Annotated in this window: 20 protein-coding genes; 16 read left to right on the top strand and 4 right to left on the bottom strand. The window is 61.9% G+C overall.

From position 1 onward, the window contains the following. Positions 1-27: 27 nt before the first annotated feature. The 8 genes from mrdA to lipB all read left to right on the top strand — a co-directional run bounded on the left by mrdA (position 28) and on the right by lipB (position 8,117). A complete protein-coding gene (gene mrdA, locus TGR7_RS13615) occupies positions 28-1,884 on the top strand; it encodes a penicillin-binding protein 2 (protein ID WP_012639261.1) in 1,857 nt (618 codons plus the stop codon). Then, a complete protein-coding gene (gene rodA / locus TGR7_RS13610) occupies positions 1,884-2,969 on the top strand; it encodes a rod shape-determining protein RodA (RefSeq protein ID WP_012639260.1) in 1,086 nt (361 codons plus the stop codon). The genes mrdA and rodA overlap by 1 nt, the downstream gene beginning before the upstream one ends. Continuing rightward, complete coding sequence (mltB, locus tag TGR7_RS13605; protein ID WP_012639259.1) at positions 2,966-4,000, top strand: lytic murein transglycosylase B; 1,035 nt, start codon at positions 2,966-2,968, stop codon at positions 3,998-4,000. The genes rodA and mltB overlap by 4 nt, the downstream gene beginning before the upstream one ends. 44 nt (positions 4,001-4,044) lie before the next feature. Next, positions 4,045-4,902 (top strand): septal ring lytic transglycosylase RlpA family protein, encoded by an 858-nt coding sequence (locus TGR7_RS13600; protein WP_012639258.1) that lies wholly within the window; start codon positions 4,045-4,047, stop codon positions 4,900-4,902. A gap of 122 nt (positions 4,903-5,024) precedes the next feature. Continuing rightward, positions 5,025-6,200, top strand: coding sequence for a D-alanyl-D-alanine carboxypeptidase family protein (locus TGR7_RS13595; protein WP_012639257.1), 1,176 nt, complete (start codon positions 5,025-5,027; stop codon positions 6,198-6,200). Between the two features lie 75 nt (positions 6,201-6,275). Further along, the gene (locus TGR7_RS13590; RefSeq protein WP_012639256.1) at positions 6,276-7,133 is read left to right on the top strand and encodes a D-amino acid aminotransferase; all 858 of its coding nucleotides are present in this window, start codon (positions 6,276-6,278) and stop codon (positions 7,131-7,133) included. Then, the gene (locus tag TGR7_RS13585; protein ID WP_012639255.1) at positions 7,126-7,389 is read left to right on the top strand and encodes a YbeD family protein; all 264 of its coding nucleotides are present in this window, start codon (positions 7,126-7,128) and stop codon (positions 7,387-7,389) included. The genes TGR7_RS13590 and TGR7_RS13585 overlap by 8 nt, the downstream gene beginning before the upstream one ends. Positions 7,390-7,505: 116 nt before the next feature. Next, positions 7,506-8,117: a lipoyl(octanoyl) transferase LipB gene (gene lipB, locus TGR7_RS13580; protein WP_012639254.1), complete on the top strand. Its 612-nt coding sequence runs from the start codon at positions 7,506-7,508 to the stop codon at positions 8,115-8,117. Positions 8,118-8,328: 211 nt separating this feature from the next. On the opposite strand, the gene TGR7_RS13575 is transcribed toward lipB, so the two are convergent. Then, positions 8,329-9,300: an integron integrase gene (locus tag TGR7_RS13575; protein ID WP_012639253.1), complete on the bottom strand. Its 972-nt coding sequence runs from the start codon at positions 9,298-9,300 to the stop codon at positions 8,329-8,331. Positions 9,301-9,457: 157 nt separating this feature from the next. On the opposite strand from TGR7_RS13575, the gene TGR7_RS17525 reads away from it, so the two are divergent. The 8 genes from TGR7_RS17525 to TGR7_RS13555 all read left to right on the top strand — a co-directional run bounded on the left by TGR7_RS17525 (position 9,458) and on the right by TGR7_RS13555 (position 15,369). Next, positions 9,458-10,087: a hypothetical protein gene (locus TGR7_RS17525; protein WP_012639252.1), complete on the top strand. Its 630-nt coding sequence runs from the start codon at positions 9,458-9,460 to the stop codon at positions 10,085-10,087. 100 nt (positions 10,088-10,187) lie between these two features. Then, positions 10,188-11,000 carry a hypothetical protein gene (locus TGR7_RS17265; RefSeq protein ID WP_012639251.1) on the top strand — a complete coding sequence of 271 codons (813 nt, stop codon included), beginning with the start codon at positions 10,188-10,190 and terminating at the stop codon, positions 10,998-11,000. Positions 11,001-11,084: 84 nt separating this feature from the next. Then, positions 11,085-11,237, top strand: a complete 153-nt coding sequence (locus TGR7_RS17650) for a hypothetical protein (RefSeq protein WP_187148401.1) — start codon at positions 11,085-11,087, stop codon at positions 11,235-11,237. Positions 11,238-11,240: 3 nt separating this feature from the next. Next, on the top strand, positions 11,241-12,143 hold the full coding sequence (locus TGR7_RS17520; protein WP_148211511.1) for a hypothetical protein: 903 nt from the start codon (positions 11,241-11,243) through the stop codon (positions 12,141-12,143). A 75-nt stretch (positions 12,144-12,218) separates the two neighbouring features. After that, positions 12,219-12,893, top strand: a complete 675-nt coding sequence (locus TGR7_RS13570; protein WP_012639250.1) for a DUF4304 domain-containing protein — start codon at positions 12,219-12,221, stop codon at positions 12,891-12,893. 167 nt (positions 12,894-13,060) lie between these two features. Beyond that, complete coding sequence (locus tag TGR7_RS13565; protein WP_012639249.1) at positions 13,061-13,756, top strand: class I SAM-dependent methyltransferase; 696 nt, start codon at positions 13,061-13,063, stop codon at positions 13,754-13,756. Between the two features lie 42 nt (positions 13,757-13,798). Further along, positions 13,799-14,416, top strand: a complete 618-nt coding sequence (locus TGR7_RS13560; RefSeq protein ID WP_245522991.1) for a LysE family translocator — start codon at positions 13,799-13,801, stop codon at positions 14,414-14,416. Between the two features lie 32 nt (positions 14,417-14,448). After that, entirely contained in the window at positions 14,449-15,369 is a 921-nt protein-coding gene (locus TGR7_RS13555; protein ID WP_012639247.1) for a saccharopine dehydrogenase family protein, read from the top strand. 127 nt (positions 15,370-15,496) lie between these two features. On the opposite strand, the gene lipA is transcribed toward TGR7_RS13555, so the two are convergent. Genes lipA through TGR7_RS13540 form a run of 3 tightly spaced genes read right to left on the bottom strand, consistent with a single transcriptional unit; the run spans position 15,497 to position 18,934 of the window. After that, positions 15,497-16,459, bottom strand: coding sequence for a lipoyl synthase (lipA, locus tag TGR7_RS13550; protein WP_012639246.1), 963 nt, complete (start codon positions 16,457-16,459; stop codon positions 15,497-15,499). 41 nt (positions 16,460-16,500) lie between these two features. Beyond that, entirely contained in the window at positions 16,501-17,730 is a 1,230-nt protein-coding gene (locus tag TGR7_RS13545) for an HDOD domain-containing protein (RefSeq protein ID WP_012639245.1), read from the bottom strand. Next, complete coding sequence (locus TGR7_RS13540) at positions 17,714-18,934, bottom strand: HDOD domain-containing protein (RefSeq protein WP_012639244.1); 1,221 nt, start codon at positions 18,932-18,934, stop codon at positions 17,714-17,716. Before TGR7_RS13540 ends, TGR7_RS13545 begins: the two co-directional genes overlap by 17 nt. Between the last annotated feature and the right edge of the window lie 89 nt (positions 18,935-19,023).

Raw genomic sequence — 19,023 nt, 5'->3', positions numbered from 1 at the left:
CACTTGCCACTTGTTTTTATAGCCCCAATGGCTGTCCGACAGGCGATCAAGAACCACCAGCAGGAACAGCGCCTGTTCTTTTCCCGTGCCGTGATCATGGTGCTGGTGGTGCTGATCCTGGTCGGCACCCTGGCCACACGGCTCACCTTCCTGCAGGTGGTCAACTATTCCCACTTCACCACGCTTTCCCAGAACAACCGCGTGCGGCTGGAGGCGGTGCCCCCGCCCCGCGGCCTGATCTACGACCGCAACGGCGTGGTGCTGGCTGAGAACCGTCCCTCCTACCAGCTGGAGATCACCCCGGAACAGGTCCGTGACCTGGAGGACACCCTGGCCCGCCTCACGGACCTGCTGTCCCTGGAAGAGGCGGAAATCACCCGCTTCCGCCGCGAGCTGCGCGGCAAGCGCCCCTTCCAGGCGGTGCCGGTGAAGCTCAACATGAGCGACGAGGAGGTGGCGATCTTCGCCATCAACCGGCACCTGTTCCCCGGCGTGGACATCCAGGCGCGCCTGGCCCGGCACTATCCCCTGGGCGAGGAGATGGCCCACGTGGTGGGTTACGTGGGGCGCATCGACGAGCGCGAACTGGCGCGCATCGACCGGCGCAACTACAGCGGCACCACCCACATCGGCAAGATCGGCGTGGAGCGCTTCTACGAGGACGTGCTGCACGGCCGGGTGGGTTATCAGAAGGTGGAGGTCAACGCCCAGGGCCGGGTGCTGCGGGTGCTGGAGCGCGAGGCCCCGGTGCCGGGGCGGGACCTGGTGCTGAGCCTGGACGTGGGCCTGCAGGCCGCCGCGCGCCGGGCCCTGGAGGGGCGCAACGGAGCCGTGGTGGCCATGGACCCCAACACCGGCGAGGTGCTGGCCCTGGTGAGCAAGCCGAGCTTCGACCCCAACCTGTTCGTGCACGGCATCCCCGCCAGCGTGTTCAACGAACTGCGCAACGACCGCTACCAGCCCCTGTTCAACCGCGCCCTCTCGGGCCAGTACCCGCCCGGCTCCACCATCAAGCCCATCGTCGGTCTGGCGGGCCTGGAGGCTGGCGTGACCACGGCGGCACGCACCATGTTCGCCCGGGGCTACTTCCAGTTGCCCAATGACGATCGCCGCTACCGCGACTGGCGCCGGGAGGGACACGGGCTGGTGAACCTGGACAAGGCCATCGCCCAGTCCTCGGACGTGTACTTCTATGACCTGGGGGTGCGCATGGGCATCGACCGCATGTCACCCTTCCTGGGTCAGTTCGGCCTGGGGCAGGTGACGGGGCTGGACACCACCGGCGAGCGCCCGGGCCTGCTGCCCAGCCGGGAATGGAAGCGCGCCACCCAGAACATGCCCTGGTTCCCGGGCGAGACGGTGATCACCTCCATCGGCCAGGGCTACATGCTGGCCACGCCGCTGCAGATGGCCTCCATGACCAGCACCATCGCCACCCGGGGCGAGCGGGTGCGTCCGCACCTGCTGCGCGGCATCATCGACCCGGTGAGCGGCGACCTGCGCCTGCATGAAACCGAGTGGCTGACCCCGGTGCAGGTCTCCCGCCCGGAACACTGGGACCAGGTCATCCAGCCCATGATCAATTCCGTGCACCGCAGCAACGGCACCGCCTACTGGTCCACCGGGCGCTTCATCCGCGGCTATACCCTGGCCGGCAAGACCGGCACCGCACAGGTGTTCGGTCTGGCTGAGGACGAAGAGTACGACGAGGAGGGGCTGGCCAAGCACCTGCGCGACCACGCCCTGTTCATCGGTTACGCGCCGGCGGAGGCGCCGCGCATCGCGGTGGCCGTGATCTCCGAACACGGCGGCAGCGGCGGGCGTGTGGCCGCGCCCATCGCCCGCGAGGTGATCGACTACTACCTGTTGCGGGAGGAGCGCTGATGCGTACCCTGGTTCGGGCCCTGCACCTGGATATGGTGCTGTTCACCGGCCTGCTGTTGCTCGCCGGTGTCGGGCTGGTGGCCCTGTACAGTGCCACCGGCGAGAGCATGGACATGCTCAACCGCCAGCTAGTGCGCCTGGCCGTGGCCTTCACCGCGCTGCTGGTGATGGCCCAGATCCCCGCCGACAACCTCAAGCGCTGGAGCCCCTGGATCTACGTGCTGGGCATCGGCCTGCTGGCGACGGTGCTGGTCATGGGCGAGATGGGCAAGGGCGCGCAGCGCTGGCTGGACCTGGGCTTCGTGCGCTTCCAGCCCTCGGAACTGATGAAGATCGCCGTGCCCATGATGGTGGCCTGGTACCTGGCCGACCGGCCCCTGCCGCCGCGTTTCCTGGAGGTGGTGGCGGCGGGCCTGCTGGCACTCATTCCCATGGTGCTCATCGCGCGCCAGCCGGACCTGGGCACGGCGCTGCTGGTGGGCGCCGCCGGGCTGCTGGTGGTGTTCCTGGCCGGCATCCGCTGGCGCATCATCTTCGCCCTGGGCGCGCTCGCCCTGGTGGCGCTGCCGGTGCTGTGGCATTTCATGCGCCCCTACCAGCGCCAGCGGGTGCTGACCCTGCTCAACCCGGAAAGCGACCCCCTGGGTGCGGGCTATCACATCATCCAGTCCAAGATCGCCATCGGCTCCGGCGGGCTGTACGGCAAGGGCTGGCTCAACGGCACCCAGTCCCAGCTGGAGTTCCTGCCGGAACGCTCCACGGACTTCATCTTCGCGGTCTATGCGGAGGAGTTCGGCCTGCTCGGCGGGCTGCTGCTGCTGAGTCTGTACCTGCTGGTCATCCTGCGCGGCCTGTACATCTCCGTGAAGGCCCAGGACGCCTACGCGCGGCTGCTGGGCGGTTCCCTCAGCCTGACCTTCTTCGTCTACCTGTTCGTCAACGTGGGCATGGTCAGCGGCCTGCTGCCGGTGGTGGGCGTGCCCCTGCCGCTGGTCAGTTACGGCGGCACCTCCATGGTGACCCTGCTGGCGGCATTCGGTATCCTCATGTCCATTCACTCCCATCGGAGGCTGCTGGCCCGATGAGCCTGACTTCCCTTGCGTTCGCAGACCACCCCATGTCCCGTTTCCTGACTGTCCTGCTGCTTTCCCTCGCGCTGTCCGGCGCGGCCTGGGCGCAGCCGGCCTTCGTGGCCGGAGATCCGCCCTACCTGGAACGCGAGGCGGTGCAGCAGTTCATCGACGAGATGGTGGCCGAGGGTTTTGAGCGCCGCGAACTGGAGGCCCTGTTCCGGGGCGTGGAGCCCCAGCAGCGGGTGCTGGACCTGATCTCTGCACCTGCCGAGGCGCGGCCCTGGTACCGCTATCACCCCATCTTTCTCACCGAGCAGCGCATCCGCGAGGGCGAACGTTTCTGGCGCGAGCACGACGAACTGCTGGCGCGCGCCGAACAGGAGTTCGGTGTGGAAGCGGCGGTGGTGGTGGCGATCATCGGCGTGGAGACCTTCTACGGCCGCAACCAGGGCGGTTTCCGGGTGCTGGATGCCCTGGTCACCCTGGGCTTCGACTATCCGCCCCGGTCGCGCTTCTTCCGCTCCGAGCTGGGACACTTCCTGCGCCTGGCCCGTGAAGAGGGCCTGGACCTGCGCGACACCCGCGGCTCCTACGCCGGCGCCATGGGGCGCGGCCAGTTCATCTCATCCAGCTACCGGGAATACGCGGTGGATTTCAGCGGCGATGGCCGCCGGGACCTGATCGGTTCCTGGCCCGATGCCATCGGCAGCGTGGCCAACTATTTCCGCCGTCACGGCTGGGCCCAGGGCGAACCGGTGGTGGCCCGCGCCGAGGTGCAGGGCGAGGCCTACCGGGCACTCATGGGCGGCGGCTTCCAGGCCCGCCACAGCCTGGAGGACCTGGCCCGGCACGGCGTGACGCCCCGGGAGCCCGTGCCCGAGGACGGGCGTTTCTCCATCATCGAACTGGAGACGGAAAACGGCACCGAGGTCTGGCTGGGCTATCCCAACTTCTACGTGATCACCCGCTACAACCGCAGCCCTCTGTACGCCAAGGCGGTTCACCTGCTGGCGCAGGAGATCAGCCGGTCCATGACCAATTGAGGTGATGCGTGAAGCGTGAGGAGACAGGCGTGAGGCGTGCAAAGATGAATGCGGCTGTTCTGCTCAGGGCGGCGCTGCTGGCCCTCGCTGCCCTGACGCTGGCCGCCTGCGGCAGTCCCGGGTCAAAGAAACCGGCCTCGTCCACGGCCGGGCCGGCACCGGCGCATGTACAGGACGGTGCCCCCCGTCATCGTCCCGCGGATCTGTCCAGCATCCCCGACGCGGTGCCCCGTGTGGAGCCGCGCAGCCGCTACGGCAACCCCGCCACCTACGAGGTGTTCGGCGTGACCTACCGCGTCATGGATTCCGCCGATGGCTACGTGGAGCGGGGCGTGGCCTCCTGGTACGGCACCAAGTTCCACGGCCGGCGCACCTCCAGCGGCGAACCCTACGACATGTTCGCCATGACCGCCGCCCACACCCGCCTGCCCCTGCCCACCTACGTGCAGGTCACCAACCTGGAGAACCGCCGTTCCGTGGTGGTGCGGGTCAATGACCGGGGCCCGTTTGCCCGGGGCCGCATCATCGACCTCTCCTATGCAGCGGCATATCGCCTGGGCATGCTGGAGCAGGGCACGGCACTGGTGGAGGTGCGCGCCATCGATCCGCGCGCGCCGGGCACCCAGATGGCCCAGACCCAGCCCGCGCCCCTGGCCGGGAACACCGGCGGCGCGCCGTCGGTCTACGTGCAGGTGGGCGCCTTCAGCAGCCGCCACAATGCCGAGCAGCTGCTCGCCCGGCTCAATGGCCACAACCTGGGCCGGGTGGCGATCCACGAGGCGCCCGATCTGTCCGTCTACCGGGTGCGCATCGGCCCCCTGGCCAGCGTGGATCTCGCCGACAGCGCCGCCCGGGACCTGGAACGCATCGGCTTTCCCGACTACCGCATCGTCGTGGATTGACCGCCGTCCCGTTCCCGGCGGGAACGGCTGTGGTAGTGTACGGGGCCGGTGCATGGCCCCGTCGATGCAGCCTCTTCTCCCCAAGTGAACCCTGTCCGAACCCGAGAGTCCGACCCGATACCATGATTCAGCGCATTCTCCTCAGCCTCATCTGCCTCCTCCTGATCGCGCCCCTGGGCCAGGCCCTGGCCCAGTCCACCGTACGCGTGCCGCCGCCCTCGGACCTGGAGTCGCGCAACTACCTGATCATGGATCACCTGAGCGGCATGGTGCTGGCCGAGCGCGCCGCCGACGAGCGGGTCGAACCCGCCAGCCTGACCAAGCTCATGACCGCCTACCTGGTGTTCCAGGAGATCGAACGCGGCACCATCTCCCTGGACGACGAGGTGCGCATCAGCGAGCGCGCCTGGCGCACCGGCATGCAGGGCGCCTCGCGCATGTTCATCGAGGTCAACAACCGGGTGCGGCTGCAGGACCTGTTGCGCGGCCTGATCATCCAGTCGGGCAACGACGCCAGCGTCGCCCTGGCCGAGCACGTGGGCGGCACCGAGGGGGCCTTCGTGGACCTGATGAACGCCCAGGCCCGGGCCCTGGGCATGGTCAATACCCATTTCACCAATTCCCACGGCCTGCCCACCGAAGAGGCCCAGTACACCTCCGCCCGGGACATGGCCCTGCTGGCCAGCGCCCTGATCCGGGATTTCCCCCAGCACTACGGCTACTACTCCGAGCGCAACTTCACCTTCAACGGCATCACCCAGTCCAACCGCAACCTGCTGCTGTGGCGGGACAGCCAGGTGGACGGCCTGAAGACCGGCTGGACCCGTACCTCGGGCTACAACCTGGTGTCCTCCCGCGAGCAGGAGGGCATGCGCCTGGTGGCGGTGGTGATGGGCATCGATGCCCCCAGCCATCAGCAGGGCGGCATCAAGCGCGCCAACGAGTCCCAGGCCCTGTACAGCTGGGGCTTCCGCCAGTTCGAGACCCACCGCCTCTACGAGGCCGGCGCCGCGCTGACCGACGCGCGGGTGTGGAAGGGCGCCACCGACCGGGTGCCCATGGGCCTGAGCGAGGACCTGTACGTCACCGTGCCCCGTGGCCGCTACCGCGACATGCAGGCGCAGATGGAGCTGGACGCGAGCCTCGAGGCCCCGGTGCAGGCCGGCGAGGTCTACGGCGAGGTGCAGCTCATCCTGGACGGCGAGATCCTGAGCCGCCGCCCCCTGGTGGCCCTGGAATCCGTCGAGACCGGCGGCATCTTCCGCCGCCTGCTGGATTCCGTGCTGCAGATGTTCTAAGCATGACAGTACGTACCGGGCGGGCACGGCCCGCCCACTTGTATCTTGTCACTTGCCTCTTGTCTCTGGGCCTTTATGACTGTCTATCTCAACGGCGAATTTCTCCCTGAATCCGAGGCGAAGATCTCGGTGCTGGACCGCGGCTTCCTGTTTGGCGACGGGGTCTACGAGGTGGTGCCCGTGTTCGGCGGTCGCCTGTTCCGCCTGGAGCAGCACCTGGACCGCCTGGATCGCAGCCTGTCGGCAATACGCATCGACCCGCCCCTGGACCGCGCCGGCTGGACGCGCATGCTGGAAGACCTGGTGGCGCGCAATCCCGGCGACGACCGTTCCGTCTACCTGCAGGTGACCCGGGGCGTGGCGCGCCGGGACCATGCCTTCCCGCCGGACGTGCCGCCCACCGTGTTCGCCATGGTCAGTCCCATCAAGGCCCCGGACCCGGCCCTGTTCGCGCAGGGCGTGTCGGCGCTCACCGTGCCCGACACCCGCTGGAACCGCTGCGACATCAAGGCCATCACCCTGCTGGCCAACATCCTCGCCCGCCAGCAGGCGGTGGAGGCCGGTGCCGCAGAGGCCATCCTGGTGCGCGGCGGTTTTGCCACCGAGGGCGCGGCCAGCAACCTGTTCGTGGTGGCCGACGGGGTGATCGTCACCCCGCCCAAGGACACCAGCCTGCTGCCCGGCATCACCCGCGACCTGGTGGTGGAGCTGGCCCATAAACACGGCCTGCCGGTGATGGAAAGCGCCATCCCCGAGGCCAGCCTGCGCGACGCCGAGGAGATCTGGCTGACCAGTTCCACCAAGGAGATCCTGCCCGTGACCCGCCTGGACGAGCGCGCGGTGGGCGAGGGCCGGCCCGGCCCCGTGTGGCGGCGCATGTTCGACCTCTACCAGGACTACAAGCGGAAGCTGCGGACCGGCGAGCATGGCTGACGAAACCCTGATGGAATTCCCCTGCCGCTTCCCCCTGAAGATCATGGGGGCCGCGGTGCCGGAGTTTCATGCCCAGGTGGCCCGCATCGTCGAACGCCACGTGCCGGGCACCCCCGAAGAGGCCTACACCCAGCGGGCCTCCAGCGGCGGCCGCTACCTGGCCATCACCGTGGTGGTGGAAGCCCACAGCCAGGTGCAGCTGGACGCCCTGTACCGGGAGCTGACCGCCTGCGAGCTGGTGACCATGGTGCTTTGAAAGGAGAATTCAAAATTCATAATTCAAAATTCAAAGGGAAGGCCGCAGGTGCCTGCGTGGGTGGTACTGAGGTCCTCCTTTGAATTTTGAATCTTGAATTTTGAATCGCCCTTCCCGTGCCCGACATCATCCTCAAGCAACTCGGCCTCTGCGACTACGACCCCGTCTGGCGTCGCATGCAGGCCTTCACCGATACCCGCGATGAGACCACCGCCGACGAACTCTGGCTGGTGGAACATCCCCCTGTCTTTACCCTGGGTCTGAACGGCAAGCCCGAGCACGTGCTCGACCCCGGCCCGATCCCCGTGATCCCCGTGGACCGTGGCGGCCAGGTGACCTACCACGGCCCGGGCCAGGCGGTGCTCTACGTGCTGGTGGACCTGCGCCGCCGCGGCCTGGGCGTACGCGCCCTGGTCACCTTGCTGGAACAGGCGGTCATCGCCTTCCTCGCCGATCACGGCATCCGGGCAGAGGCGCGGCCCGACGCCCCGGGTGTCTATGTAAACGGCGCCAAGATCGCCGCCCTGGGCCTGCGGGTGCGCCGCGGCGCCAGCTATCACGGCCTCGCCCTCAACGTGGACCCGGACCTGTCCGCCTTCGCGCGCATCAACCCCTGCGGTTACGAAGGACTCGAGACCACCTCACTCAAGGCGCTCGGCGTGGAGATGGACGTGGAAACCGCGGGCAGGGCAGTGGCAGACAAACTGACGCAAAGCCTCACCCCGTAGGAGCGGCGACCCCGCCGCGAATGGCCCGTGCTCGCGGAAGCGTCATGGGGGATAGCTATGGGTGTCCCAAAGCATACCCGCTTCGGTCGCCCGCCCGGCGTATCAGGGCGTCGCATCTCCACCGGGATTGCCATGCCGCGTCACCAGAGGCTAAAGTCCCTGCAGGTACAAAGGGAGTCTTGTCCTGGTGGCACCTGCACACACCGCTCATTCAGCCCCCATCCAGCGGGCTGCGCACCGCCAGCCCGCCCCGGTTCAGGACGTGGGTGTAGATCTGTGTCGTGCGCACGTCGCTATGCCCCAGCAATTCCTGCACGGTACGGATGTCGTAGCCGTCCTCAAGCAGATGCGTGGCAAAGCTGTGGCGGAGCGTGTGGCTGCTGGCCGGTTTGAGGATACCGGCGGCGCGCACAGCCCCCTTGATGGCCCGTTGCACCGCCGACTCATGGAGGTGATGCCTGCGGCGGATACCAGACCGTGGATCGATGCCCGGCTGGCTGGCAGGAAACAGAAACTGCCAGGCCAGTTCCTTGCCCGCATTCGGGTACTTGCGCGAGAGGGCGTGAGGCAGGTAGACCGCCGCCAGGTTGTTGTCCCGGTCAAGGGCATGGATCGCAGCCACTTTCTCCCGCTGCCGTGTCAGCGGCTCCACCAGCGTGCCCGGCAGCATCGTGCGCCGATCCTTGCCCCCCTTGCCCTCGCGGACGGTCACCTCCCGGCGTTCAAGATCCACATCCTTCACGCGCAGGCGAAGCGCCTCCATCAGCCGCAAGCCGGAACCATACATCAGGCTCGCAAGCAGCCAGTACATGCCATCAAGCTGCGCAAGCAGGGCACGGACCTCGTCCCGGTTCAGCACCACGGGGAGTCTGGGTGGTTTCTTCGCACGGGTCACGCCGTCAAGCCAGGGCAGCTCGATACCCAGTACATCGCGGTAGAGAAACAGGATGCCCGCAAGCGCCTGGTTCTGGGTGGAGGGCGCCACGTCCTCCTGGACCGCCAGGTGCGTCAGGAATGCCTCGACCTGGGGCGCCCCCATGTCGAGGGGATGGCGTTTGCCGTGAAACAGAATGTAACGGCGGATCCAGTGGGTATAGGCCTGCTCGGTGCGCAGACTGTAATGCCTGACGCGACAGCGCTCGCGCACCTGATCGAGCAGCCGCGGTTGACGGGGTGCCTCCATGGCAGTGTTTCCTCCGTGAATGATCGCAGTGTTCCTGCGGCTCGTATCGTGCTGAATCAAGGGGTTACGGAGCCGCAGGAAGATTATACGACGATAATGTCGTGTTACAACACGCCACTTTTATGGCAGAAATCTAGTTAGGTTTCCAGGAGAGCTGGTGCAAACTGATTCAGAAATCAACAAGCTCATTAAAACGAAGCTTGCTTACATTGACCAAGACTGCGAGAGCGAGACTCGCAAAGAAGTTAATGATCTGTATTCGAATATCAAATACGAAAGCGGGCGGCTTCGTGTACCCGATTTTCAGAGTGTGGCGAATATTATGGTTTCGGTCATTTCATGCAAAGAAAAGCGGTTTAATGCTGAGATATCGCGAATCCTAAGCACCTCCGGTGGATTCCATAGCACGGATGAGCTGGAGCGCGCCAAGAAGCATGTTGCAGGCTACTTTGAGGGGGAGCGGTATCTTCATAGATTTGAAGGTTTCCTTGGAGGTGTTGAACGGGCGGCAGCACGCTACGGGCTAAAGTTTGACCGTCGAGCATATAGAACCGATATTGCGTCATCGCTGTACGAGGCAGGGGTACAAAATTCAACGCGGCGCGCATTGGCTTCAGTTCACGCGGAGCTCGCTATTCACCTGCGCAATGATCGGGTTAAAACCCCGGAAATTTTGCCTGGAGCAAACGATATCGTCGATCTGAAACCAAACTTCATGGGGTTGGGAATAAATTTCAATGCGCTAATAAAACGGATACAAGCGAAGTGCCGGAATGATAAAACCTAACAATGCCAGGCACAGCGACGGCTTTTTCGTTCCGGCTGCGCCTACACTACAAAGATGCACGTGCTGGCGGCGTTAGGCATACAAGCACTGTGGAGAGATTATGGACTTTCTAAAGGGTGCGAAAGAATTTGCAAGAAATCCATTAGGAATCATTGCGCTTTTTATTTCGCTCATATACGGATTTGCTAGCTTGTTACTGAACTCGGCTGCTGAAAAATTGACGGCCGCAGAACGATGGCCTTTGATTATTTTTATAGTTATTTTTCCAATAATGGTCTTAGTTTCTTTCTATTGGTTAGTAAAAAGCCATCATGGAAAACTTTATGCGCCGGGAGATTTTAAAGATGATAAATCATTCCTGCGAACATTAAGTCCTGAAGAGCAAGAAAAGAAACTGGACAAGGAGGTAAAGGAGTCATTAGTAGAAGATGATAAAGAGGTTGAAATAAAATGCGAATCTGTCTCTAGTAGCCAATCTTCAGCGGTAAAAGGCAGAGATTCTAAAATAGAGGAGCATCGTCGCTTTAGAGAAGAATTGAGTACAATTGAAAGCGCGGTAATTCAAATGATTTCTTCTGAGTTTAAAGTCAACGCCTCTCCTAATATAGGCATAGATGGAACAGATGCGCAGTTTGATGCGATGCTCCACACTGTGGAGCCATTTACCTTTCTCGAAATTAAAGTCTTAAGGTCATCTTTCCCGTCCAGTATGATTCTTGACCGGGTTTTATATCACGCTGTCATAGCCGACAAGTTCTTCGAGTCTAAATTTAAATTAATTATTGTGGTTGTTTACTATTTCGAAGATAGTCAGTTAGATCGCGTTGAGAGAATGTGGCGCCGAAAGGTAGATAATTGTCCGGCTGATATAGAACTTAGATTTATTCCGAAATCTAAGGTGGTAAATGCCTAACAAGGCACTCGTGCGGACAAAAACTACGCTGCGCTTCGTTTGTTCCGCACAGCTTAAACGTTAGTGGTCAAAAGGGAAACTCTTATGCAAGTAGAAGAACTATATGATTTAACAAGCTGGATACAAGCCGAGATTGTAGATAAACAAATTGTGCAAAAGTATCAGCAATTGCATAAAGTGCTCCAAGTCAACACTCAGCCAAATCAGCAAAAACAACCTTTTGAAGAGCAAAAATAGCAATTGATAAAAGCATTACAGAGTGTTGCTTTAGTTGAGTTATCAAATGGTCAAATCGAAGTTCTGAAAGAAATTGGTATCGCAGACAACGTGGGGCAGGAAGGCGTTGATCTATTAGAAGATACATTATTTAGAAATGCATTAGATATTGCTCACGCAGCAGAACGAGTTCAACAGTCAATCCAAAAAATTAGCGAAGGCGTTCAGTGGTCTCAGAAAACTAGAGAGCTACTTAATAAAATAATTACCACTGAGGAAGTAACCGAAATTGGCAATGCTGTTTTATTGCGAGTTCACTTTACCCGCGAGGCACACCTTTCAAATCTTACCGAATTAAAAGATTGGGGTAAAACATGGTGGGATATAGGGCGTGGAATAGGAATGGCGCATGGTCAGGCGCCAGAAGATATTCAAGTGGTTGGCGCCAGCAAAGGGTCATTGATTGTTAGCTTATTAAGCGCCTATCCAATCGCCAAAACTGTAAGCGCAATAATCATGGACGCGTTGAAAGTCATTGAAAAAGTCTATGATATAAAGAAAAAAGCTCAAGAAGTACGTGCATTAGAACTTGCTAATGACGAAGCCGAGAAAAGCCTAATGGAAGCAGCGGAGGCTGAAAAACAAAATGGTGTTGAAACAATAATTACTAAGAATATTGATGAAATTGGCTTGGATAGAAAGGCGGAAGGTGACAAGGTTAACGAATTAAGTAGCGCAATAAAGAAATTAGTAGATTTTGTAGAAAAAGGAGGCGAAATTGATTTCGTCATGCCTGACGAAGAGGAAAGGGGAGAAGGTGAAGAGCCTGATCAGAGTGCGCAAGAACGTGATGCATTACGTGTAATGTTTAAGGAAGTTCGTCGACTTGAAAAGAAAGTTCACCAGCTCGAGCACAAAGACCACTAACAAGTCGCTCGTCCGGACGCAAACTACGCGGCGCTTCGTTTGCGCCGCACAGCTACAACGTTGGGCGCAAATACCATGACCTCAAAGAAAGACTTCGTCCAATCTGCCATCACTGAACATCTAGCTCCTGTTCTCACCAAAGCGGGCTTCTATCGGTATCGGCCTAAGCACTTCTTGAGAATCCGCAGAGAGATGGTCGACTCCGTTGGTTTTCAGATGTCGAAGTGGGGTGGGCACGATTTCTATGTTCATTACTACATTAACCTGCTTTCCGACCCGCTCATGGATATTGATACTTATCGCATAGGCAAAAGAGTCGATGCACCGCCCGACAGAGACATCAATTGGGCCGGACCAGATGAGGCAACTGCCACAATCGCCATACAGAGCGTCACCAAAGTCGTTGAAGACAGCATCCTGCCCTGGTTTGAATCTGTGAGCACAGTCCGTGACTTTGTTGTCGAATACGTAGCCAAACCCGATACCCAACTGGACAGTCTGGATTTGAGCATTGCACTCCTGCATATCGGGTTCACCAATCGGCCTTGGTGGTCATGCGAGGCAATAAAAGATGCAAAACGATACAGTGAACCACCGGAGGCACACGAACGGGCCCAGATGGAGTACGCCGTTCAGTTGCAGCAGGCCATTGACTCCTTTAAGTATGAGGAATTATTGGCTCTGTGGCGAAGACAAAATGTCGATAAGTTCAAGTTGGCATGGATGCCGGCCGGTTTGGGACACCCATAATCCCCATAATCCTGGACTGGGGGCGGTTTGGGACACCCATAATCCCGGACTGTGGATGTCCCAAAGCACTAATCCTGGACTGGGGGCGGTTTGGGACACCCATAATCCTGGACTGTGGATGTCCCAAAGCAGGCCTAATGAGCATTGTTTGATCAGGGCCATGTGCGATGAGCCGAGATTCTGATGCTGCGGAGCAGCTTCGCGCCAGCTGGAACGCCAATGCCGATGCATGGAGCACGGCCGTACGCGAACACAGGATCGAGAGCCGGCGCATTGCGACAGATGCCTCGATTGTTCAGGCCGTACTCGCCCGCTCTCCCGAGCGGGTGCTGGATGTCGGGTGCGGGGAAGGGTGGCTCGCCCGTGTACTGGCCGCGGCGGGTGCAGAGGTGGTCGGCGTGGATGGTTCAGCCCGCCTCGTCGAAGCCGCACGCCAGCAGGGGTCGGGTATTTTTCATGAGATCACCTATGCCGAACTGGTGGCAGAGCCTGAACAGTTCGGCAAGGACTATTCCGCCGTGGTTTGTAACTTCGCCCTCTTGGAAGAGGACGTGGTGCCACTGCTCTCAGCGCTGCGACGTGTGGTCGCGCCGGATGGTGTGCTGTTCATTCAGACAGTCCATCCCTGGAGTGCGTGTGGGGAGGCCGGTTACCGCAATGCCTGGCGTATCGAAACATTCAGTGGCTTCGAGCAATGCTTCGCGGAACCGATGCCGTGGTACTTCCGCACCCTGGCATCGTGGGTGGACGTGTTGCAAACGGCTGAGTGGCAGGTCACAGAAATACAGGAACCGCTTCACCCCGATACCGGCAATCCCTTATCACTGCTGCTCATCTGCAAGACAAATGTCGCTGTGGTGTGAGTCTGAATGATAAAGATGTCACCTTTTCCTTGAATGACGACGATGAGTCTCCTCGATGTAATCCTTCTGTTTTCAGTCATGTCCCTTTTGGCGCTGGTTCCAAGTGCCAGCGTTGCTCTGGTTGTTACTCGTTCATCAACCGCAGGATTCCCGCATGGGGCAGCAGTCGCCGCCGGGATTGTGTTGGGCGACCTGGTGTTTGTTTGTCTGGCGGTGCTTGGATTGGCGGTGATGGCGGAGGCGATGGGGGGATTCTTTGTGGTCGTCAAGTACCTGGCAGGGGCCTACCTGATCTGGTTCGGTCTGTCTCTGCTGAGAGCCAAGCGGCCAACACTGGCGGGTACGCGTGATCGAAGCACGTCATCTTTGACGGTGAGTTTTTTCTCTGGCCTCATCCTGACCCTGGGGGATATCAAGGCAATATTCTTCTACGCAAGCCTGTTCCCCGCGTTTGTCGATCTGTCCTCCATATCTGCAACAGACCTTGCCTCGATTGTGGTGATAACCCTGCTTGCGGTTGGCGGTGTGAAAGTTGGTTATGCATACGCCGGAGTCAGAGTGGCAAGCCTGGCAGGCGGGCGCGGGGCTGGGCGCGGCGCAAAGGTTGCTGCGGGCGGTCTGATGATCGGTGTCGGAGCGTACCTGGTCGCGAAGGCATGACAGACAAATAGGGGTTGGTATTGGAGTTCTCCATGAAGATCGGTGTCTTCGGTGCACAGGGCCGACTGGGTGCGATGATCCTGCGAATCCTGGCGGGCCAAAACAGTGTGCGGGCCGCAGGGTTCGATGCATCCCCTGAGGGTCTCGATGCGATCATCAATGCCGCTCCGTTGCGAGACGCAGCGTTGCATCGGCGAGCCCTGAATTGCGGTTGCCATGTGATCGATGTGACTGTCGATCGCGGATTGATTCGCGAATTGCTCGCGCTAGATGACCTGGCGAGGCAGCAGGGCCGTTGTATGATGGCGATGGCAGGACTCTCCCCGGGGTTGACCGGCCTACTCGCGCGCGACATGCAGGCACGGGTCCCCAAGGCTGCTTGTATCCAGGTCAGCCTCTTACAGAGCAGTGCCGGAACCGCAGGTGAACAGGGAACCCGTGAAATGATTGACCTTCTCACCCGCTCCGGATGCGAATTCAAACAGCGGCCTTATCCCCAGCGTCCAGGAGAGCCGCCATCAATCCGAAAGCTGTTCGACCTGGATGGCCCGGAACTCGAATTCCTGGACGGAGCAGTGAGTGTGAGACTCGTGACTGGATTCGACAGTCGGCACATGAATACGATCATCAGCATTCTCGCGTTGCTCCGCGGTACTGCGCCGCAGATCTACAGCCGCTTGCGCGACACCATTGCACGGAGGAAGGCGCAAGCCGGGGAGTCTGGTGTCGAAGCCATCGAATTAGGCGCCGTGGCCCTAACTCGGGACGGCAATGTGTTGGCGAGCCGAATGTTAAGTCTGGCCTCCGATTACGGGGCGACGGCAGCTATCGCCTCTGCCTCGGCTATGCTTGCTGTCCAAGGCCGCACACAGACGGGCGCTGGCCATCTGCGTGATTTCATCGGCTTGGAGCCCCTTCTTGACCACCCCGTCGTGCGAGCCCAGGTGCTCTAGGAAACAAAAAAGGCAAAAAGGGGTCGGTGACAAATGGTTCTCATTTGTCACCGACCCCTTCGTCGTTCAACAACCTCTGCGCCCTTTGCGCCTCCGCGCCCTCCGCGTTAAATCTCCCTAACCCAAATCACCCCTCAGGAATCACCTTCTGCGCCTGCTGGTCCGCATGGTACGAGGACCGCACCATCGGCCCACTGGCCACCTGGCTGAAGCCCATTGCGTAGCCGATCTCGGCGAGACGGTCGAATTCCTCCGGCGTCACGTAACGCTTCACCGGCAGGTGGTGCAGGCTGGGCTGCAGGTACTGGCCCAGGGTGAGCATGTCGCAGCCGTGGTCGCGCAGGTCGCGCATCACCGCTTCGACCTCGTGCATCTCTTCGCCCAGTCCCAGCATCAGGCCCGACTTGGTGGGCACCTGGGGATGGGTCTCCTTGAAGCGCTGGATCAGGTCCAGGGACCAGTCGTAGTCGGAGCCGGGGCGGGCCTCACGGTACAGGCGGGGCACGGTCTCCAGGTTGTGGTTGAAGACGTCCGGCGGGGCCTCGTTGAGGATGGCCAGCGCCACGTCCATGCGGCCGCGGAAGTCCGGCACCAGGATCTCGATGCGGATGTCGGGGCTGTGGGCGCGGGTGGTGCGGATGCAGTCCACGAAATGGCGGGCACCGCCGTCGCGCAGGTCGTCCCGGTCCACGGAGGTGATCACCACGTAGCGCAGACCCATGGCGGCGATGGTGCGGGCCAGGTTCTCGGGCTCCTCGGCGTCGAGCGGCTCGGGACGGCCGTGGGCCACGTCGCAGAACGGGCAGCGCCGGGTGCAGATGTCGCCCATGATCATGAAGGTGGCGGTGCCGTGGCCGAAGCATTCGCCCAGGTTCGGGCAGGAGGCCTCCTCGCACACGGTGTGCAGGCGCTGTTCGCGCAGCACCCGCTTGAGGCGCTGTACCTCGGGGCTGCCGTGGGTGCGGGCGCGAATCCAGGCGGGCTTGCGCAGGGGTTTTTCCGTGGGCGCGATCTTGACCGGGATGCGGGCCACCTTGTCGGCGGCGCGCAGCTTGACTCCGGGCTCCGGTGACTTGCGGGTATCGGTCATGTCGGTTGTGTCTCGGTGTTGTAGGGTATGAACTGCGGGCATCAGTCGCCGCGCAGCATGTCCATGACGGCGCGGATCTCGGCCTCGGCCTCTTCCACGGGATCGATGCGGTCGCCGGCGCAGACCTCCGAGAGGCACAGGCGGGAGAAGGCGGGCACGGCGTCGAAGCGTGGCACGTCGTTGCGGCCCGCCTTGGCGTAGGCGTAAAGCTGGGCCACCTGGATCACGTCGCAGTAATCGACCTTCTCGCCGCCGGCGCGTTCCCAGTGATCCGCCTCGCGCACCACCAGGCTCATGTCAGGCCCCAGACCCCAGTGGTTGATGACCAGTTCGCCGGTCAGGGCGTGCAGGCGCGCGATGATGCGCTCGAGTTCCTCGGGATCGATGTCCGGCTGGTGTTTGCCCACGTAGTCGAGGATGGGCACCACGCCCACGTCGTGCAGCAGGCCGGCCAGCAGGGCGTGCTCGGCATCCAGGCGGCCGCAGTGGCGGGCGATCACGTAGCACAGGGCGGAGACGTGCACGCTGTGGTCCCAGAGGGTGTGCATGCGTTGTTTCAGGGACGGCACGTCGGTCTTGAACACCTGGCCCATGGCGATGCTGATGACCAGCTGCCGAGTGGCGTTCGTGCCCAGGCGCCGGATGGCGTCACGCACGTGGTTGACCGGCGCGGTGCCGCCGTACATGGCGCTGTTGGCGGCCTTGATCAGCCCGCCGGTGACCGCCATGTCCATCTGCACGATGCGCGCCAGGTCGTTGAGGTCCGTGGCCGGGTCCTCGGTGGCGCGCTGGATCTTCAGGGCCACGTCGGGGACGCTGGGCAGGTCCAGCTGGTTGCTCATGCAGTCCTGGTAGAGCCGGGCGATGATGGCGCCCTCGGTGGGGCCGTACTCCACGTCTTCCAGTTCGATGCCGGTGCTGGTCTCGTCCGCCTTGAAGGTCTCGAACAACTGGCGGTCCACCCGCAGCAACCGGCCCTGGGTGAGTGCCACGGCGTAGTCCTGCAGGCGCTCGTCGCCGAACAGGGGGCGCAGGGCACGGCTGGAATCCGCCTCCAGCACGTGGGGCTTGCCGTTGCTCATCAGGTTGACCTTGCCGGTCAGCAGGTAATTGATCCAGCGGTGTTCGTCCCGGGCGTTGAGACGCAGGCCGGGGTTCAGGTCCACCAGCTTCGCCTTCTCGGCCAGCCGCACACGATTCTCGGCCTTCAGTTCCTGCAGAGGCCAGAGCCGCGACAGGAGCTGGTCCAGAGGCTCATGCGTTGAGGACATGCTTGATGGCTTCCAGTTCGTCCCGGACCTCGTCCAGGATCGCCAGGTTCATGTCCGCGTCCACGCTGCCGATGTCCATCTTCTTGAAGGCGGGCACCTGGTTCGGGTCGGGCAGGCTGGCCATGCGCGGGGTGTTGAGGTAGCTGAGCAGCTGGCTGACGATCACCAGGTCGCAGTAGTCGGGCTTTTCGCCGGTATCGCGCATCCAGTTGTCCGCTTCCTCGGCCACGGTCACCAGTTCCGGGTCCATGCCCCAGTAGTTCATCACCAGCACGCCGGTCATGCCGTGCAGCTTGAACAGGGTGGATTCCAGGGCCTCGGGCGAGAGCTTGGTGCCCTGGTTCTCCATGTACTTGAGGATCGGGATCACGCCGATGTCGTGCATCAGGCCGGCCAGCAGGGCGCGCTCGGGATCGAACTTGCGGCTCTTGCGGGCCAGCACGTAGGCGATGGCGGAGACGTTGACGCTGTGTTCCCAGAGCTGGCGCATGCGTTCCTTGACCAGGGCCGAGTCGGCCTTGAAGGTCTGGCGCATGGCGATGTTGGTGGCCAGCATGCGGGTGGTCTTCAGGCCCAGGCGCACCACGGCGTCGCGGATGTTGGTGATGGGCTGGGCGCCGCGGTAGAGGGGGCTGTTGGTGGCGTGCAGCAGGGCACCGGCCACGGCGGCGTCCATCTGCACCACCTTGGTCAGTTCCGGGATGCCCACGTCCGGGTCGTCGGCCATGCGCTGGATGCGGATGGCCACCTCGGGCATGGGCGGCAGCTCCAGGCGGTTGTTCAGGGTGGCCTCGTAGATCTCCTGGAAGATGCGCCCCTCGTCGGCGTTGATCTCCACGTCGTTGACCTCGAAGCCGGCGGTGCGCTCGTCGTTGAGTCGTTCCGCGAACGCGGTCTTGTCGATCACCAGCAGCCGGCACGCGCTCTCGGCCACGGCGAACTCGTTGCTGATGCGCTCCGGGAACAGGGGCAGGCGGGCGCGGGGGGAGTCGGCAGTCACCCGGTTGGCCTTGCCCTGGCTCACCAGGCCCAGGCTGCCTTCCAGGAGATAGACCAGGTGCTCGCGGTGGTCGGTGGCGTTGATCTTGGCACCGGCGGCCAGGGTGTCCTGTCCGGCCTGCTGCAGGAGGGCCGCGCGGCCCTGCTCGCTGAGTTCCTTGAGGGGCACGAATTCACTGGCGATCTGCTCAAGTGATTGGGTCATGGTGCAGGTTCCCGGTGCTGCTGGTGGTTGGTTGAAAAATGATGCCCTGCATTCTCTCACAGGGTGGCGGCAATCCCAATTCCACGGTC

The sequence above is a fragment of the Thioalkalivibrio sulfidiphilus HL-EbGr7 genome (genome assembly GCF_000021985.1).
In the GTDB taxonomy this organism is placed as follows: domain Bacteria; phylum Pseudomonadota; class Gammaproteobacteria; order Ectothiorhodospirales; family Ectothiorhodospiraceae; genus Thioalkalivibrio_A; species Thioalkalivibrio_A sulfidiphilus.
The sequence above is the reverse complement of the archived record's forward strand: the minus strand, read 5'-3'. Positions and strand labels throughout refer to the sequence as shown.

Coding starts and splice junctions, on each gene's coding strand:
- TGR7_RS13585 (WP_012639255.1), top strand. CDS start 7,126: ATGGCTGACGAAACCCTGATGGAATTCCCCTGCCGCTTCCCCCTGAAG.
- TGR7_RS13545 (WP_012639245.1), bottom strand. CDS start 17,730: ATGTCCTCAACGCATGAGCCTCTGGACCAGCTCCTGTCGCGGCTCTGG.
- TGR7_RS17650 (WP_187148401.1), top strand. CDS start 11,085: ATGCAAGTAGAAGAACTATATGATTTAACAAGCTGGATACAAGCCGAG.
- mrdA (WP_012639261.1), top strand. CDS start 28: ATGGCTGTCCGACAGGCGATCAAGAACCACCAGCAGGAACAGCGCCTG.
- TGR7_RS13565 (WP_012639249.1), top strand. CDS start 13,061: ATGAGCCGAGATTCTGATGCTGCGGAGCAGCTTCGCGCCAGCTGGAAC.
- TGR7_RS13575 (WP_012639253.1), bottom strand. CDS start 9,300: ATGGAGGCACCCCGTCAACCGCGGCTGCTCGATCAGGTGCGCGAGCGC.
- mltB (WP_012639259.1), top strand. CDS start 2,966: ATGAGCCTGACTTCCCTTGCGTTCGCAGACCACCCCATGTCCCGTTTC.
- TGR7_RS13540 (WP_012639244.1), bottom strand. CDS start 18,934: ATGACCCAATCACTTGAGCAGATCGCCAGTGAATTCGTGCCCCTCAAG.
- TGR7_RS13595 (WP_012639257.1), top strand. CDS start 5,025: ATGATTCAGCGCATTCTCCTCAGCCTCATCTGCCTCCTCCTGATCGCG.
- TGR7_RS13560 (WP_245522991.1), top strand. CDS start 13,799: ATGAGTCTCCTCGATGTAATCCTTCTGTTTTCAGTCATGTCCCTTTTG.
- TGR7_RS13555 (WP_012639247.1), top strand. CDS start 14,449: ATGAAGATCGGTGTCTTCGGTGCACAGGGCCGACTGGGTGCGATGATC.
- TGR7_RS17265 (WP_012639251.1), top strand. CDS start 10,188: ATGGACTTTCTAAAGGGTGCGAAAGAATTTGCAAGAAATCCATTAGGA.
- lipA (WP_012639246.1), bottom strand. CDS start 16,459: ATGACCGATACCCGCAAGTCACCGGAGCCCGGAGTCAAGCTGCGCGCC.
- TGR7_RS13600 (WP_012639258.1), top strand. CDS start 4,045: ATGAATGCGGCTGTTCTGCTCAGGGCGGCGCTGCTGGCCCTCGCTGCC.
- TGR7_RS13570 (WP_012639250.1), top strand. CDS start 12,219: ATGACCTCAAAGAAAGACTTCGTCCAATCTGCCATCACTGAACATCTA.
- TGR7_RS13590 (WP_012639256.1), top strand. CDS start 6,276: ATGACTGTCTATCTCAACGGCGAATTTCTCCCTGAATCCGAGGCGAAG.
- rodA (WP_012639260.1), top strand. CDS start 1,884: ATGCGTACCCTGGTTCGGGCCCTGCACCTGGATATGGTGCTGTTCACC.